This window comes from Enterobacter sp. JBIWA003, from assembly GCF_019968825.1.
Taxonomy (GTDB): Bacteria; Pseudomonadota; Gammaproteobacteria; order Enterobacterales; family Enterobacteriaceae; genus Enterobacter; species Enterobacter quasiroggenkampii.
The window spans coordinates 2,962,771-2,978,239 of the sequence record NZ_CP074170.1; the positions used below are offsets into that span (position 1 = coordinate 2,962,771).

The following is a 15,469-nucleotide window of genomic DNA, read 5'->3' on the forward strand; positions in this document are numbered from 1 at the left end:
GTCAGGTTCGTTCTGGCAATAAAAAGGCACATTGTTCGATTTCCGTATCGAATATTAATGTCACAAGTTCGCGCCATGTCGAACCGGGTTCTTTTACCCTCTTCTCAACGACTGGCTTTTTCATCTGAAAATCGAGCGTTGACCTGCGGTTGAAAATGGCCTCTTTCGGGGCATGAATAATATGTCCGCGACTGGTGTTGGTCAGCGGATATTTTGATACCGCACCGCTGTGAGCATTAAACCCCGGAAGACTCATCAAAACGTCCACAGGAACCGTTTCATTTGTTTGTGAATCGCCACGGCGGTAAAGCCGCCGCCACATTTACAGGCAAACTCTTTTAGGCTGAAATGCGGGGATACATGACCCATTTTTACTTATCTCCTGCAGGCCTAACCCTGCCTTGCGTTTAACGAAAAATTTAATGATTCCATTGACCATATGCGCACCCAGTAACGAAATGGCGATTGCAATCGTGCCACGCGGCACCTGCATACTAAAGATTGTCTGCATGACCGGAATGAACGGCTTGATACCGTAGAACATCAGCACTTCAGACAAAGTGTGTTTGTAGGGCATGGGATTTCGCCCATAAAAAAATCCTACTTAACGGCGGGCATCAGGCTGGTTTATTATTTAATTTATTCCCATAAATCATACCGATAGTGGTTAATCGCAAGTCACCATTCCTTACATAAATGCCTAACTTATTGGCGTAATGTTTTTTCCAGTTACTCATTCAATTGACAAGGAAAACATTATGTGGAATGCAAATAGCGCCGTTTCGTATGCTCGCCAGCATGCCGGCGCTCATAGTCAAAAAAGATGTGCCGAATTTGTCTCGAAGGCCATTCGCGCAGGCGGTGCGAATATTCACAACACGCATTACGCTAAGGATATGAAAAGCAATTTGATTGCTGCCGGTTTCCATCTCGTTTACGGGACACCCATTAAAGGTGACGTGGCAGTTATTCAGCCTATCCCCGGACACCCCTGGGGCCATGCGTGCATCTATAGCGGAAGCGGTGTCTGGTATTCTGATTTTGTTCAGTCTTCGATGTACCCAGGAAAGGGGTACAGAGAAATACAACCCGCATACGAAATTTACAGGCATAACTAATATGAGAAAAATTATCCTGACAGCCTTGTTACTTCCCTTGATAGCGTCAGCTGCGGGGAAGTTACCACCAGAAGTGGATGCAGCGTTGCAGTTTAATAAATGGTACATCTCGCAGATTATGAGCGACAAGCAGCCAGAGGCCGATTATGCCGCACTGGGTAAGTACGTAACCCGCGACACCATCCACAAACTCGAAGCCATGGATAAGCTTGATCCCAATGAATACGACGTTCCCGATGTTGATATGTTCATTAAGTCTCAGGATTATTACGATGACTGGGGTGTTGTCAGCGCCGTGGGACTCGATTTCGATGCAGCATGCATGCAGGTTTATATTTCTTTCGGCAAAAAGAAAGATCACACCGTGATTGATTGCATGGTGAAAGAGGATGGAACCTGGAAAATACAGTCCGTTGCAGGCGCGGACGTACCAGACAATTTAAGCACTAAATGATAACGACCATATGACAGGGGTACTGATGCAATGCATCTTCGCAAATTCCCCTGCCGTATCGCCGGAAAGCAGCACCGGGCCTGCGGCTATCTACAGTGAGCGATTGCTGCCGCCTGGTTAGCCGGTGCGATTTTTTGGTAAGCTCAGGGATCCGAAAAAACAGCCATGACGGCAGTATAAATCTGGATAGTCTTACGAAAGGGTTTGTAAAGACGAGGAATTATTCAGGGCTTGAGTTTACAGACAGACCACCGTCATTTCATGAGATCCGAAGCCTGTCGGGGAGGAGGTACGAGAAGGAGTTTGTTCAGCGGCTGTTCGGTCACAAGTCAGAAAAAATGACCACAAAGTACCTGGACAGCAGGAAAAAAGCATTCATGATGATTTGATAAATTTGCGTGTAAATGAATTGTGAATGTTAAAAACGGTATGGTATAACGAGAAATGCCGGATATTGAAGTTCGGACAATTTCAGGACATTTTCGGACGGAGCGCCGTAAGTGACTGAAATAGAATGCAAATAAAAAGAGACCGAATACGATTCCTGTATTCGGTCCAGGGAAATGGCTCTTGGGAGAGAGCCGTGCGCTAAAAGTTGGCATTAATGCAGGCTAAGTCGCCTTGCCTTTTAAGAATAGATGACGACGCCAGGTTTTCCAGTCCACAGCTAAAGCGGTCGGAAAAAAAGCGCCAGAGCATCATAAAATGTGAAAAACCGCAGTGCTTTCGCAAGCATTTGCGGTTTTTTATTGGAAACCTGAACAGTTAGCAGAGCTTGTCGGCGCGCTCGATAAACGGGGCCAGACTCATTTTCTGGCCAGGATTCGCCGGGTCATCGATCTGAATAATGCTAATCGGCTGGCCGCTGCTCTTTCCGCTGGCCACCTGCTGCTCGGCGGTTTCATTTAACGGGTATTGCACCAGCGTGCTCGGGTTGATGGCATACAGCGCATGGCCCGGACGGCAGGTCAGCATCACCTCTTCGCGGTTGAACGCCCATTTATCCTTGCCCACTTCAAAACGGCTGACGGTGATAACCTGCGGTGCGGCTAACGCGCTCCCCGTGCAGGCCAGCAATATGAGAGAAAGTACTGTCTTTTTCATATGATATTTAACCTTGTCAGAAGGGTTCCCAGGTGGCGAACAGACTGACCGTTGCCAGTACCAGCACCCCCAGCACCACTTCTGCCTGTGTCATCCTGATAAAAATCTGTTGTGCTCGCCCGGTCTCCGGACGAAACCGTGGCACCAGAAAATACCGATTTGCCAGCGCAATTACCACCATCAACGCCACCAGCGCACATTTGAACAACAAAAACTGCACGTAGCCAGCCTGCCAGGGAATATGGACGCCCAGTATCATGAGCGCATTGATCGCTCCGCTGAGCAGCACGCCCGCGACGGCATAATGGCCCACGCGCGAGAAGCGCATCATGGTATAGATGGCGGCATTCTGCCAGCGCCCTTTCGCCAGACGCATGCAGAATAGCAGGGGCAGTAATCCGCCAAGCCAGGTAGCAGCACAGATCAGGTGAAAAGCGTGATTAAGGCGCTGCAACGCCCCCATCGGACCGTCGTTCATCGCCGCGTGCCCTACTCCCGCCAGCAGGATAAGCTGGCCCATGGCGAGCAGCAGCAGCCGCGAACCTTTCAGCGGCGCGAGCCATGCTGCAGCGACCGTCATCGCAGCGAGAATCATTTGCCACAGCCAGACGCCGCCAAACTGTGTCCTCATCACGCCGAACCAGACCTGCGGGGCAAACACATCTCCCCAGCCGTTACCCATCAAGCCGCCCTGAAGCATAAACATCAGGAGTGCAGCCGTCAGGCTCACTAAGGCCGCCACTTTCTGCTGCAGCTGGAAACGCCGGGACATCAGCCGCTGGAGAGAGGAAGGCGCAAACCAGACGCTGTAAAGCGCGTTGCCAAAAACCAGCATCAGCGCCCCGAAATGGATAAAGCGCAACCCGATATAACACAGCGCCAGCATGCTATTTCACGCTAAAGTGATAGCTGCCTTTGGTTTTATGACCGTCTACAGAGACGACATGCCAGTCCACCTGGTACGTCCCTGACGTCAGCGTTTGTTCCAGCGGAACCGTGAGTTGCGCCTTGTTCTTTTCGTCTCGCGTAGCGGTACCCGTTTTGATGACCTGCTTTTGTGCGTCCGTCACCACCACACCGCTAAATCCCGGTTCGATGCCTTCTGAAAAATGCAGTGTAAGTGCCTGCGGAGCGCTCACCACGCTGTCCGCTGCCGGGATCGGCTGCTTAAGATGCGCATGCGCCAGCGCGGAGGAGGTCATCATTGTAGAGGTCAGAAAAACCAGTGCGCATACCGCGCGGGAAGCGGAGAAACCCATCGCAATCATTCCTTTTTGTTATGTCTGTATGCTAAAGAATAACGCTGTATAATAAACGAGTCGAGGAACATCCTGCCTCCGCTTGTCATCGTCGTGCAATCGCGGTAACGTTGCCGCCGCAGAAAAAGGAGAAGGTAATGAAGATCAATCTGGCCGCCCTTCCACAGGACGAGATGGATAAAGTGAATGTCGATCTCGCTGCCGCTGGCGTCGCGTTCAAAGAGCGTTACAACATGCCTGTCGTGGCTGAAGTCGTTGAACGGGAACAGCCCGCCCATCTGCGCGACTGGTTTCGCGAAAGACTCATCGCCCACCGTCTCGCCTCGGTTAACCTCTCCCGTTTACCGTACGAACCTAAAGTTAAATAAGCTTAACGAGCCGTTACACTTCCTTACGCTGAATCTGGCAGGATAAGAAAACCCTGATAAATTTAGGTGTATTCTTAAATCTCTGCGACTCAGTGTATAAGGAAGTCACGATGTCAGATTGGAATATAGCGGCAGCCCAGTATGGTGGGCAGCATCAGAGTGTCGATGACCATATCACGCACCACCTGCGCTTCATCGCCGAAGCAGCACGGCAGCGGTGCGATCTGCTGGTGTTCCCTGAACTCTCATTAACAGGCTCGGGTAACACTACGCTACCTCCCCCACCCGATGACGCGCAGCTGGAACCGCTGCTGGACGCGGCGCATTTTTACCGGATTACCGTGATTGCCGGGCTCCCCCTGGAACGGAACGGTCAGCGCCAGAAAGGCCTCGCGCTCTTCACGCCCGCCCGTCACCGCATCCTGCGCTACCCGCAAGGTAGCGGTGCCAGCCTGGTGCCGGGGGAGAAACAGCTCAGCATTATTGATGCGCATGCCGATTCCCCCAATCTCGATCCCAGAGCGTCGCTGTTTACCAGCAGCCAGTCCGTGGAGGATCACCGCTGGCGGCAGTCCATCAGTACCCTGCAGCGCTTCGCGCATAAATATGCCATTGCGGTGCTGATGGCGAACGCCTGCGGCGGTAGCGCGCTGTGGGATGAAAAAGGTCAGTTGATCGTCCGCGCCGATCGGGGCGAGCTGCTGTTGACCGGCTCGCTCGGCGGAGAGGGTTGGCAAGGCGATATCATTCCTTTAGGCTAGGCGTTTTAAGCTCAGGAGTGTTCAATGCTGCGCGTCATCGATACCGAAACTTGCGATCTTCAGGGCGGAATTGTGGAAGTGGCCTCTGTCGACGTGGTTGATGGTAAAATCGTCAACCCTATGAGCCATCTGGTGCGTCCCGATCGCCCCATCAGCCCTCAGGCGATGGCTATCCATCGCATTACCGAATCGATGGTGGCGGACAAGCCGTGGATCGAAGAGATCATTCCCCACTATTACGGTAGCCCCTGGTACGTCGCGCATAACGCCAGTTTTGACCGCCGGGTGCTACCTGAGATGCCGGGGGAATGGATTTGTACCATGAAGCTGGCGCGTCGCCTCTGGCCGGGCATTAAATACAGCAATATGGCGCTGTACAAGTCCCGCAAGCTCAGCGTCCGCACGCCTGAAGGGCTTCACCATCACCGGGCCCTGTATGACTGCTATATCACCGCCGCGCTACTCATCGATATTATGAACACCTCGGGCTGGACGCCGGACGATATGGCGACGATTACCGGACGCCCCGCACTGCTGACCACGTTTACCTTTGGTAAATACCGGGGCAGAGCGGTGTCGGATATTGCGGATAAAGACCCGGGCTATTTACGCTGGCTGTATAACAACCTCGACAAAATGAGCCCGGAACTGCGCCTGACGCTGAAACATTATCTGGGCGAAGCTTAACGCTCCGCACGGCCTGGCAGCGTCTCCTGCGCCAGGCCAATCAGGAAGGCATATTCCAGAGCAACCCCTTCGTAGGATTTAAATCGACCCGATTTCCCGCCGTGACCGGAGTCCATATCGGTACACAGCAGCAGCAGGTTGTCGTCGGTTTTCAGCTCCCGCAGTTTCGCCACCCATTTTGCCGGCTCCCAGTACTGCACCTGAGAATCATGCAGACCGGTGGTGACCAGCATGTGGGGATAGGCTTTCGCTTCCACGTTATCGTACGGGCTGTACGTTTTCATATAGCGGTAGTAAATCTCATCCTGCGGATTGCCCCACTCTTCAAACTCCCCTGTTGTAAGCGGGATGGATTCATCGAGCATGGTCGTCACCACATCGACAAACGGCACCTGCGCGACAATCCCCTTAAAGCGCTCGGGGCGCTGGTTGATCACCGCCCCCATCAGCATGCCTCCCGCGCTGCCGCCCATGCCAAAGCAGAGCTGCGGATCGCCATAGCCCTGCTCAATCAGCGCATCGCAGACGTCGAGGTAGTCATTGAAGGTGTTTTTCTTTTTCAGGAATTTCCCGTCCTCATACCAGTGCTGCCCCAGCTCACCGCCGCCGCGAATATGGGCGATGGCGAAAACAAAGCCGCGATCGAGCAGGCTTAATCGGCTGCTGCTGAAATCGGCATCCATGCTTGAGCCGTAGGAGCCGTAGCCGTACACCAGGATCGGGTTTTTGCCTTTCTGGAAGTGGGCTTTGTGATAGACGAGCGAGACGGGGACCTCGACGCCATCCCGGGCGGTGACCCACAGGTGCTCGCTGCGGTAGTTTTCAGACTCAAACCCTTTGACCTCGGTCTGTTTAATCACCTGGCGCTGCCCCGTATCCATGTCCAGCTCAAACAGGGTGTCCGGTGTGGTCATCGATGAGTAGCCGTAGCGCAGCCGCGAGGATTCAGGTTCCGGGTTGAAACCAATCCACGTCACATAGGCCGGGTCATCGAACGCGATCCCCACCACTTCCCGCGTTTTACGGTTGATTTGCCGGATGCTGGTCAACCCGCGCTGACGCTCCTCCACCACCAGCCAGTCGGTGAACAGGGTGAACCCTTCCAGCATCACCTGATCCCGCGCGGGAATAAGCACCTCCCACTTGCGCTCATCGCGCACTTTGGTTTTATAGAGACCAAAGTTTTTACCCTCGCGATTCGAGCGCAGATAAAAGCTGTGCTGAAAGTGATCCAGGCTGTACTCATGATCCTTCCGGCGCGGCAGGAAACAGAGCGGCTGGGCATCGGGCAGTTCGGCATCCAGCAGCAGGACTTCCGACGTCGTGGCGCTGGCCAGGAAGATAATCACATAATGGCGCGAGGAGGTTTTATGCAGGCTGACATAGAACGTTTCGTCTTTCTCTTCATAGACCAGCTCGTCGTCTGCAGAGTCCGTTCCCACGGTATGTCGCCATACCTGATAGGGCAGCAGCGTAGAGGCATGCTTTTTGACGTAGTAAACCGTCTCGGAATCATTCGCCCAGACAAAATCCGGGGAGACGTTTTCCAGCATTTCAGGATACCAGTTGCCGGTGTCCAGATTGCGAAAACGCAGGCCGTACTGGCGACGCGAGAGATAATCCTCCGCCAGCGCCATTACCGCGTTATCCGGTGAAATGGACATGCCGCCCAGAGTATAAAACTCGCTGTGGGCGGCGCGCTGGTTGGCATCCAGCAGAATATCCCACGCATCCCATTCGGCGCTCAGCACCGACTGACGCTGGTAGATGGGATACTCGTTGCCGGGCTCGTAAATATGGCGGTAGCGATAGCCGTTTTTGGTCCAGGGCGCCGAGATATCGCGCTGAGGAATGCGCTGCACCATCTCATTCAGCAGCTGGTCCTGAAGCGTCTGCTGGCTGGACATGACCTTGCGGCCGTAGTCATTTTCCTCGTGCAGATAGTCGAGCACCTCTGGCCGGGAGCGCGAATCGTCCCGTAGCCAGTAATAGTTGTCTATACGCGTATCGCCATGCGTGGTGATCGCATAAGGTATACGTCGGGCTTTCGGTGGCATGTCATCATTCTTTTTAGTTTTACACCCTATAAGGTTGGCAAAACCCACGCATGATGCAAGCGAAACCGGATCGCAACGGCGAGCACTATCCCTGTAACGCCTGTTTTTGTTCCCGGATATCCCGCTCAATGCCCTCACGCACGTCCTGGGGGATCTTCAGCGCGTCTCCAAGCGCATTCAGGTAGCTGCGTTCCATAAAGTGATCGATATCGATGGCGGCACAGCTGAGGAAATAGAGTTCAAGCGCCTCTTCCTCATTTTTCACGCTTTGCGCCAGACGCTGCGGCTCCAGAGGCTGTTCAATAGCCTGCGCCACCAGCGCTCTGCCCTTCTCTTCAACGCCAGCTTCACGCAGCTGCTGTTCAATCGCCAGTCGTTCCTTATCGTCAATATGCCCGTCACTTTTCGCGGCAAAAACCAGCGCCAGGATCAGCCGTTCAGTACGCAGATCCAGCGGCGAAGTATGCTCGCCATAATGCGGTTCGTCGCTGTGCGCGGTCCGGACCCTGTCCTTGTATTTATTCCACAGGACGGTGCCCGCAATGGCGCCCCCACCGGCCAGCAGCGCGCCTGTCCCGTACTTTGCCAGCAGCTTGCGCGAGGATTTATTCGCGACCAGCAGGCCAGCCAAGCCGCCGAGCGCCCCGGGTACCAGCAGTTTACTGAGGTCCCGCTCGCCGGAAGACGATGTTTTCTGCCCTAACAGTGATTGCAATTGATTTAGCCAGCCAGACATGGTTTCCCTCACTTAACGGTGAATATGTTCCACAGCGTAAGCGAGCAGGCGTCAGGAAATGTCTGGCCGGGCTAAAGAAGCGCAAATTTCTTCCTCTCGCGCTTAGCGGTGCACAAGACAGACGCAAACGTTTTCGTTTATACTGCCCGCAACTTTTTCAGGGGGATTGTTATGATTCGTTTAGGAACCGCGCTGCGACCTGCGGCGACGCGAGTGATGCTGTTGGGATCGGGCGAGCTGGGAAAAGAGGTCGCTATTGAGTGCCAGCGTTTAGGCGTGGAAGTCATCGCCGTAGACCGTTACGCCGATGCGCCCGCCATGCACGTCGCCCATCGTTCTTATGTGATTAACATGCTGGATGGCGATGCCCTTCGCGAGCTGATTACGCGCGAGAAACCCGATTTCGTTGTACCGGAAATTGAAGCCATCGCCACCGATACGCTGATTGCGCTTGAGCAGGAAGGCCAGCGCGTGGTGCCCTGCGCGAAAGCCGCAAAGCTGACCATGAACCGCGAAGGCATTCGTCGCCTGGCGGCGGAAGAGCTGGAATTGCCCACCTCGAGCTATCGTTTTGCTGGCGATAAGGCCGCATTCCTGCAGGCCATAGAGGAGATTGGTTACCCGTGCATCGTTAAGCCGGTGATGAGCTCTTCCGGTAAAGGACAGAGCTTCATTCGCGACAGCAGCACGCTCGATAAGGCGTGGGATTACGCCCAGCAGGGTGGCCGCGCCGGTGCCGGTCGCGTCATCGTCGAAGGCGTGGTGAAATTTGATTTCGAGATCACGCTGCTGACCGTCAGCGCCGTTGACGGCGTCCATTTCTGCGACCCGATTGGCCACCGCCAGGAGGATGGCGATTACCGCGAATCCTGGCAGCCGCAGCAGATGAGCGCTCTGGCACTGGAACGTGCGCAGGCGATCGCCCGTAAAACCGTCCTGGCGCTGGGCGGCTATGGCCTGTTTGGCGTGGAGCTGTTTGTTTGCGGCGATGAGGTGATCTTCAGCGAAGTCTCCCCTCGCCCGCATGACACCGGCATGGTCACGCTCATTTCGCAGGATCTTTCCGAGTTCGCTCTGCACGTGCGCGCCTTCCTCGGCCTGCCCGTCGGCGGTATCCGTCAGTACGGCCCGGCCGCCTCGGCGGTGATCCTGCCGCAGTTAACCAGCCAGAACGTTACGTTTGATAACGTCGACGCGGCGGTGGGTGCCGGGTTGCAGGTACGTTTATTCGGTAAGCCGGAGATCGACGGAACCCGTCGTCTCGGCGTGGCATTAGCCACCGCGGATAACGTTGACGACGCCGTGGCAAGAGCGAAAGCGGCCGCAGCAAGCGTTAAGGTAGAGGGATAAAAAAACGGGCCGAAAGGCCCGTTTTTCATGCGACGAATGACTTACTGCTTCGCGCCTTCCACCGCTTCGCGAGCCAGTTTGGTGATGCGATCCCAGTCGCCCGCTTCCAGCGCATCCGCCGGAACCAGCCATGAGCCACCGATGCACAGCACGCTTTTCAGCGCCAGGTAGTCACGGTAGTTGGCAGGAGAGATACCGCCTGTCGGGCAGAAGCGTACCTGAGAGAATGGACCCGCAATCGCCTGCAGCGCTTTGGTGCCGCCGTTCGCTTCCGCCGGGAAGAATTTAAACTCTTTCAGACCGTAGTCCATGCCCAGCATCAGTTCAGAGACGGTGCTGATACCCGGGATCAGCGGAATAGTGCCTTCGGTCGCGGCCTTCAGCAGCGACTCGGTCAGGCCCGGGCTGATGGCAAACTGTGCGCCCGCTTCGGTCACTTCAGCCAGCTGTTTTGCGTTCGTCACGGTACCCGCACCGATGATGGCATCCGGCACTTCTTTAGCAATGGCGCGAATGGCGTCCATCGCGCAGGCGGTACGCAGGGTCACTTCCAGAACGCGAACGCCGCCCGCAACCAGCGCTTTCGCCATCGGTACAGCGTGCTCCAGCTTGTTTACCACGATAACCGGCACGACAGGGCCCGTGGTCAGGATTGCTTCTGCACTTGTTTTCCAGTTTTTCATCAGAGTTTTCTCTCGCCAGATCGTTAAAATCAAGTCGTCTTAAAACGTAATACAGGTTGCGCCCTGCTCAGCACCGGAGAGTTTCTCACGCAGCGCGCCAAACATTTCGCGTCCTGTTCCCACGCGCGACGCGCTCAGGTCAGGAATATGGGGCTGACGTGCCGCCAGTTCGGCATCATCCACCAGCAGGGTTAACTCGCCTGTCTGACCGTTAACGCGGATCATGTCACCGTCACGCACTTTCGCCAGCAGGCCACCGTCGTACGCTTCCGGCGTCACGTGGATGGCTGAAGGCACTTTACCTGAGGCGCCAGAGAGGCGTCCATCGGTCACCAGTGCAATTTTGAAACGGCGGTCCAATAATACACCAAGTGGTGGCATAAGTTTATGTAATTCTGGCATCCCGTTGGCTTTAGGCCCCTGATGACGCACCACTACCACGCAGTCTTTATCGAGCATACCGGCGTCAAAGGCAGGTAATACGTCGTGCTGGCTTTCAAATACCACCGCCGGCGCTTCGATAATCTGGTTCTCTTCCGGTACGGCAGAGGTCTTCATCACCGCGCGACCGAGGTTACCGCTGAGCACTTTGGTGCCACCGTGAGGAGAGAACGGTTTGTCGATGGTGGCGATAACCTGCGCATCAAGAGACGCGCTCGCCCCATCACGCCAGTCCAGCTCGCCGTTGTTCAGCCATGGCTCCTGGGTGTAGCGCTGCAGGCCAAAGCCCGCCACGGTGTTGACATCTTCGTGCAGCAGACCGCCTTTCAGCAGCTCGCGCATCAGCAGCGGTACGCCGCCCGCGGCCTGGAAGTGGTTAATGTCCGCCGGGCCATTCGGGTACAGGCGCGCCATCAACGGCACCACGGAAGAGATCTCGGAAAAGTCATCCCAGTTAATCAGAATGCCCGCAGCACGCGCCATGGCCACCAGGTGCATGGTGTGGTTGGTTGACCCACCGGTTGCCAGCAGCGCGACAATCCCGTTGACGATGACCTTTTCGTCGACCATTTTGCCCATCGGCATCCATTCGTTGCCGTTGCCGGTCAGACGCGTGACCTGACGGGCCGCAGCCTCGGTCAGCGCTTTGCGCAGCGGCGCGTCCGGCTGGATAAAGGATGAGCCCGGAAGCTGCATCCCCATAAACTCCACCACCATCTGGTTCGTGTTCGCGGTACCGTAGAACGTACAGGTGCCCGGCGCATGGTAGGACGCGGCTTCCGCCTCCAGCAGCGCCTGACGGTCTGCTTTCCCTTCCGCGTACAGCTGGCGGATACGGACTTTTTCTTTGTTCGGCAGTCCGCTTGCCATTGGGCCCGAGGGCACGAAGATCGCAGGCAGATGACCAAACGACAGCGCGGCCATCACCAGGCCCGGAACAATCTTGTCGCACACGCCGAGATAGAGCGCGCCATCAAACATGTTGTGTGACAGGCCCACCGCCGCGGACATGGCAATCACTTCGCGGCTCAGCAGGGAGAGCTCCATACCGTCCTGACCCTGCGTTACGCCGTCGCACATGGCGGGTACCCCACCCGCCACCTGGCCGACCGCATTCACGCTGTGCAGCGCTTTACGGATGATATCCGGATAAACCTCATAGGGCTGGTGCGCAGAGAGCATATCGTTATAGGCGGTAATGATAGCGATATTGTTACGCAACATGCTTTTCAGCGACGCTTTATCGTCAGGCTGGCAGGCGGCGAAGCCGTGCGCCAGGTTACCGCAGGCCAGTTGAGATCGGTGGACGGTGTTACTCTTTGCCTGCTCAATCCGGGCGAGGTAGGCCGAACGGGTCTCTTTCGAGCGCTCAATAACGCGCTTTGTTACGCGTAACAATGTCGGATTCATAAAAGCTCCTCTCATTTATCTGTCCGGGCTCGGGAGTTTACAAAGTCGCTGGCAGTTGTTAACAACGCTGAAACGCTTGCTGTCCGGAGCTCAGGGGCAAAATCACTTCCGGCAGTGTAATAAAAAAAGCTCCGCGGGTGAATCCACGCGGAGCTTAAAAGTTGAAAATTGTGCCACGAGCTGTGTTAGATCATGTTACCGGTAAAATAACACTTTCGGGCTAGCGGATTATCTTACTCAAACTCATTCCAGGAGCGGCCATCGCGGGTGATCATCGCCACCGACGCGACAGGCCCCCAGGTACCCGCCTGATACGGTTTTGGCGCATCCTGATCGGCAGCCCAGGCTTCGGTGATGGAGTCGACCCATTTCCACGCCTCTTCCACTTCATCGCGACGCACGAACAACGCCTGAATACCGCGCATGGTTTCCAGCAGCAGACGCTCGTACGCATCGGCCAGGTGCGTCTGGTTGAAGGTTTCGGAGTAGCTCAGATCCAGCTTGGTGGTCTGCAGGTTGTGTTTATGATCCAGGCCCGGCACTTTGTTCAGGATCTGGATATCCACGCCCTCGTCCGGCTGCAGACGAATGGTCAGCTTGTTCTGCGGCAGCTCCTGCCAGGACTCTTTGAACAGGTTCAGTTCCGGGTTCTTAAAGTAGACAACCACTTCGGAACATTTCGCAGGCAGACGCTTACCGGTGCGCAGGTAGAACGGAACACCCGCCCAGCGCCAGTCGTCGATATCCACGCGGATCGCCACGAACGTCTCGGTGTTGCTGGACTTGTTCGCGCCCTCTTCTTCCAGGTAGCCCGGCACTTTTTTGCCCTGCGCAAACCCGGCGGTGTACTGGCCGCGAACGGTCTTCTCACGCACGTTGGAGCGGTCGATGCGGCGCAGCGATTTCAGCACTTTCACTTTTGCGTCACGGATGCTGTCCGCCGTCAGGTCAGACGGTGGAGACATGGCAATCATGCACAGAATCTGTAGCAGGTGGTTCTGGATCATGTCGCGCATCTGGCCGGCCTGGTCAAAGTAACCCCAGCGGCCTTCAATACCCACCTCTTCTGCCACGGTGATTTCCACGTGGTCGATAGTGCGGTTGTCCCAGTTATTCACAAACAGCGAGTTGGCAAAACGCAGTGCCAGTAGGTTCAGTACCGTCTCTTTACCGAGATAGTGGTCGATACGGTAGACCTGGCACTCTTCAAAGAACTCGCCCACCTGGTCGTTGATTTCACGCGAGGTTGCCAGCGACGTACCCAGCGGCTTCTCCATCACGACGCGCGCCGGTTTGGCGTTCAGTTTGGCTTCGCCCAGGCCTTTGCAGATGGCGCCGAAGGTGCTTGGCGGCATGGCGAAATAGTTAATCGTGACACGGTTTTTCTGATCCAGCATCGCGCCTAAGCGGGTAAACGCGCTGACATCATTAACGTCCAGGTTGCAGAAATCGAGACGTCCACTCAGGGTATCCCACAAACTTTCATCAATTTTTTCCTTCATGAAAGTTTCGAGCGCCTCGCGGACAACTTTGGTATAAGCGTCCTTGTCCCAGTCGGCGCGCCCTACACCCAGAATACGGGTATCCGGATGAATTTGGCCCGCTTTCTCCAGTTGATACAGGGAAGGCAGCAATTTTCGGCGTGCAAGATCGCCTTTCGCGCCGAAAATGACCAGGTCACATGCCTGGGCTGTTTGCGTTACCGCCATGTCATTCTCCTCAGTTGGATCACCTGGTACTTCTGCCAGGTATCGTTGTAATTTTATTACAATGCACTGTACTGCTTTTACGTCATTCCCGAAACCATTAGCGCTTATCGTCGCGTGCGATACCGCGATTTTTCACCCTTCGGATGATTTCGACGGCTTAATGACGCAACAACCGTCGTTTCTTTGCGCAACAGGGTCATAGCAAAACCCGACACCGATCAAGTAATGAAAAAAAACAACAACATTATCTTGTCGATTGTTACCCTTAATGGAAGCCACAAGGGTAATATCGGCTAAATCGAATCACGATTTCATCAATTTATGAAATCGTTTACACCCATGAGCATCCTGTTAACATGAACATGCTGGAAAAAATCCAGTTTCAACTGGAACACCTTAGCAAATCCGAGCGAAAAGTGGCCGAGGTCATTCTCGCCTCTCCCGCTCAGGCGATTCATTCAAGCATCGCCGCTCTGGCACAGGAAGCGGGTGTTAGCGAACCCACGGTCAATCGCTTTTGCCGCAGCCTGGAAACGCGCGGCTTTCCTGATTTTAAACTGCATCTGGCGCAAAGTCTGGCTAACGGCACCCCTTATGTTAATCGTAATGTGGATGAAGACGACAGCGTTGATGCCTATACCGCGAAAATTTTTGAGTCGGCCATGGCTTCACTCGACCACGTCCGTCAGTCACTGGACATGAGCTCCGTGAATCGCGCGGTGGATTTACTCACCCAGGCCAAGCGAATTGCGTTCTTTGGGCTCGGGTCGTCGGCAGCCGTCGCGCATGACGCCATGAACAAATTTTTCCGCTTTAACGTCCCGGTGATTTATTCCGATGACATTGTCCTGCAACGCATGAGCTGTATGAATTGCAGTGAAGATGACGTCGTGGTACTGATTTCGCATACCGGCCGCACCAAGAGTCAGGTAGAGCTGGCGCAGCTGGCCCGTGAAAACGATGCCATGGTGATTGCCCTCACAACGGCAGGCACGCCGCTGGCGCGTGAGGCAACGCTGGCGATCACCCTCGACGTGCCGGAAGACACCGACATTTATATGCCGATGGTCTCCCGCCTGGCCCAGCTCACCGTGATTGACGTGCTCGCGACCGGTTTTACCTTACGTCGGGGGGCAAAATTCCGGGATAACTTGAAGCGGGTCAAGGAAGCGCTGAAGGAATCGCGTTTTGATAAAGAATTGCTTATAAAGAGCGATGTTCCCTGATAGTTGATAACGAAGACGTCACGAATAATGACGATGTAACGATTTACGGCATTCGGTCCCCTCGCCGCTGCCTTGCAGCAGATGAAGGCCGATTCAATGTTCACGC

At 55.1% G+C, this 15,469-nt stretch carries 17 protein-coding genes and 1 pseudogene; 8 read left to right on the top strand and 10 right to left on the bottom strand.

Going from position 1 to position 15,469, the window contains the following annotated elements; all coding sequences use genetic code 11:
- Nucleotide 1: 1 nt before the first annotated feature.
- A complete protein-coding gene (locus tag KGP25_RS14260; RefSeq protein WP_223539173.1) occupies nucleotides 2-322 on the bottom strand; it encodes a hypothetical protein in 321 nt (106 codons plus the stop codon).
- A complete protein-coding gene (locus KGP25_RS14265; RefSeq protein ID WP_223539174.1) occupies nucleotides 323-577 on the bottom strand; it encodes a hypothetical protein in 255 nt (84 codons plus the stop codon). It lies immediately after the preceding gene.
- Between the two features lie 181 nt (nucleotides 578-758).
- Between KGP25_RS14265 and KGP25_RS14270 the strand changes: the two genes are divergently transcribed.
- The 3 genes and pseudogenes from KGP25_RS14270 to KGP25_RS14280 form a co-directional block, all read left to right on the top strand.
- Nucleotides 759-1,118, top strand: coding sequence for a hypothetical protein (locus tag KGP25_RS14270; protein WP_048223729.1), 360 nt, complete (start codon nucleotides 759-761; stop codon nucleotides 1,116-1,118).
- 1 nt (nucleotide 1,119) lies between these two features.
- Nucleotides 1,120-1,572 (top strand): DUF3828 domain-containing protein, encoded by a 453-nt coding sequence (locus KGP25_RS14275; RefSeq protein ID WP_045908220.1) that lies wholly within the window; start codon nucleotides 1,120-1,122, stop codon nucleotides 1,570-1,572.
- 71 nt (nucleotides 1,573-1,643) lie between these two features.
- Nucleotides 1,644-1,961: pseudogene (locus tag KGP25_RS14280) on the top strand (integrase); the annotation flags it as partial.
- 376 nt (nucleotides 1,962-2,337) lie between these two features.
- Here the strand turns inward: KGP25_RS14280 and KGP25_RS14285 are convergent.
- Genes KGP25_RS14285 through yobA form a run of 3 tightly spaced genes read right to left on the bottom strand, consistent with a single transcriptional unit; the run spans nucleotide 2,338 to nucleotide 3,935 of the window.
- Nucleotides 2,338-2,676, bottom strand: coding sequence for a YebY family protein (locus KGP25_RS14285; RefSeq protein WP_048029434.1), 339 nt, complete (start codon nucleotides 2,674-2,676; stop codon nucleotides 2,338-2,340).
- Between the two features lie 16 nt (nucleotides 2,677-2,692).
- Nucleotides 2,693-3,562, bottom strand: a complete 870-nt coding sequence (gene copD, locus KGP25_RS14290; protein ID WP_223539175.1) for a copper homeostasis membrane protein CopD — start codon at nucleotides 3,560-3,562, stop codon at nucleotides 2,693-2,695.
- A 1-nt stretch (nucleotide 3,563) separates the two neighbouring features.
- Nucleotides 3,564-3,935 (bottom strand): CopC domain-containing protein YobA, encoded by a 372-nt coding sequence (gene yobA / locus KGP25_RS14295; RefSeq protein ID WP_048029432.1) that lies wholly within the window; start codon nucleotides 3,933-3,935, stop codon nucleotides 3,564-3,566.
- 137 nt (nucleotides 3,936-4,072) lie between these two features.
- On the opposite strand from yobA, the gene KGP25_RS14300 reads away from it, so the two are divergent.
- The 3 genes from KGP25_RS14300 to exoX all read left to right on the top strand — a co-directional run bounded on the left by KGP25_RS14300 (nucleotide 4,073) and on the right by exoX (nucleotide 5,751).
- A complete protein-coding gene (locus tag KGP25_RS14300) occupies nucleotides 4,073-4,303 on the top strand; it encodes a DNA polymerase III subunit theta (RefSeq protein ID WP_008500465.1) in 231 nt (76 codons plus the stop codon).
- A 110-nt stretch (nucleotides 4,304-4,413) separates the two neighbouring features.
- Entirely contained in the window at nucleotides 4,414-5,064 is a 651-nt protein-coding gene (locus KGP25_RS14305; protein WP_223539176.1) for a carbon-nitrogen hydrolase family protein, read from the top strand.
- Nucleotides 5,065-5,088: 24 nt separating this feature from the next.
- Nucleotides 5,089-5,751 carry an exodeoxyribonuclease X gene (gene exoX / locus KGP25_RS14310; protein ID WP_008500463.1) on the top strand — a complete coding sequence of 221 codons (663 nt, stop codon included), beginning with the start codon at nucleotides 5,089-5,091 and terminating at the stop codon, nucleotides 5,749-5,751.
- Here the strand turns inward: exoX and ptrB are convergent.
- Both ptrB and KGP25_RS14320 read right to left on the bottom strand, forming a co-directional pair.
- Nucleotides 5,748-7,808, bottom strand: a complete 2,061-nt coding sequence (ptrB, locus tag KGP25_RS14315) for an oligopeptidase B (RefSeq protein WP_045908214.1) — start codon at nucleotides 7,806-7,808, stop codon at nucleotides 5,748-5,750. The two genes, exoX and ptrB, sit on opposite strands and share 4 nt — an antisense overlap.
- Nucleotides 7,809-7,893: 85 nt before the next feature.
- Nucleotides 7,894-8,544 (bottom strand): DUF533 domain-containing protein, encoded by a 651-nt coding sequence (locus tag KGP25_RS14320; RefSeq protein ID WP_008500461.1) that lies wholly within the window; start codon nucleotides 8,542-8,544, stop codon nucleotides 7,894-7,896.
- Between the two features lie 171 nt (nucleotides 8,545-8,715).
- Between KGP25_RS14320 and purT the strand changes: the two genes are divergently transcribed.
- Nucleotides 8,716-9,894 (top strand): formate-dependent phosphoribosylglycinamide formyltransferase, encoded by a 1,179-nt coding sequence (gene purT / locus KGP25_RS14325; protein ID WP_223539177.1) that lies wholly within the window; start codon nucleotides 8,716-8,718, stop codon nucleotides 9,892-9,894.
- Between the two features lie 41 nt (nucleotides 9,895-9,935).
- Here the strand turns inward: purT and kdgA are convergent, their stop codons facing one another.
- The 3 genes from kdgA to zwf form a co-directional block, all read right to left on the bottom strand.
- Complete coding sequence (kdgA, locus tag KGP25_RS14330; protein WP_008500459.1) at nucleotides 9,936-10,577, bottom strand: bifunctional 4-hydroxy-2-oxoglutarate aldolase/2-dehydro-3-deoxy-phosphogluconate aldolase; 642 nt, start codon at nucleotides 10,575-10,577, stop codon at nucleotides 9,936-9,938.
- A 39-nt stretch (nucleotides 10,578-10,616) separates the two neighbouring features.
- Nucleotides 10,617-12,428 (bottom strand): phosphogluconate dehydratase, encoded by a 1,812-nt coding sequence (edd, locus tag KGP25_RS14335; RefSeq protein ID WP_223539178.1) that lies wholly within the window; start codon nucleotides 12,426-12,428, stop codon nucleotides 10,617-10,619.
- A 233-nt stretch (nucleotides 12,429-12,661) separates the two neighbouring features.
- Nucleotides 12,662-14,137 carry a glucose-6-phosphate dehydrogenase gene (zwf, locus tag KGP25_RS14340; RefSeq protein ID WP_023312228.1) on the bottom strand — a complete coding sequence of 492 codons (1,476 nt, stop codon included), beginning with the start codon at nucleotides 14,135-14,137 and terminating at the stop codon, nucleotides 12,662-12,664.
- A gap of 356 nt (nucleotides 14,138-14,493) precedes the next feature.
- Between zwf and KGP25_RS14345 the strand changes: the two genes are divergently transcribed.
- Nucleotides 14,494-15,363, top strand: coding sequence for a MurR/RpiR family transcriptional regulator (locus tag KGP25_RS14345; protein WP_023312229.1), 870 nt, complete (start codon nucleotides 14,494-14,496; stop codon nucleotides 15,361-15,363).
- The last annotated feature ends 106 nt before the right edge of the window (nucleotides 15,364-15,469 follow it).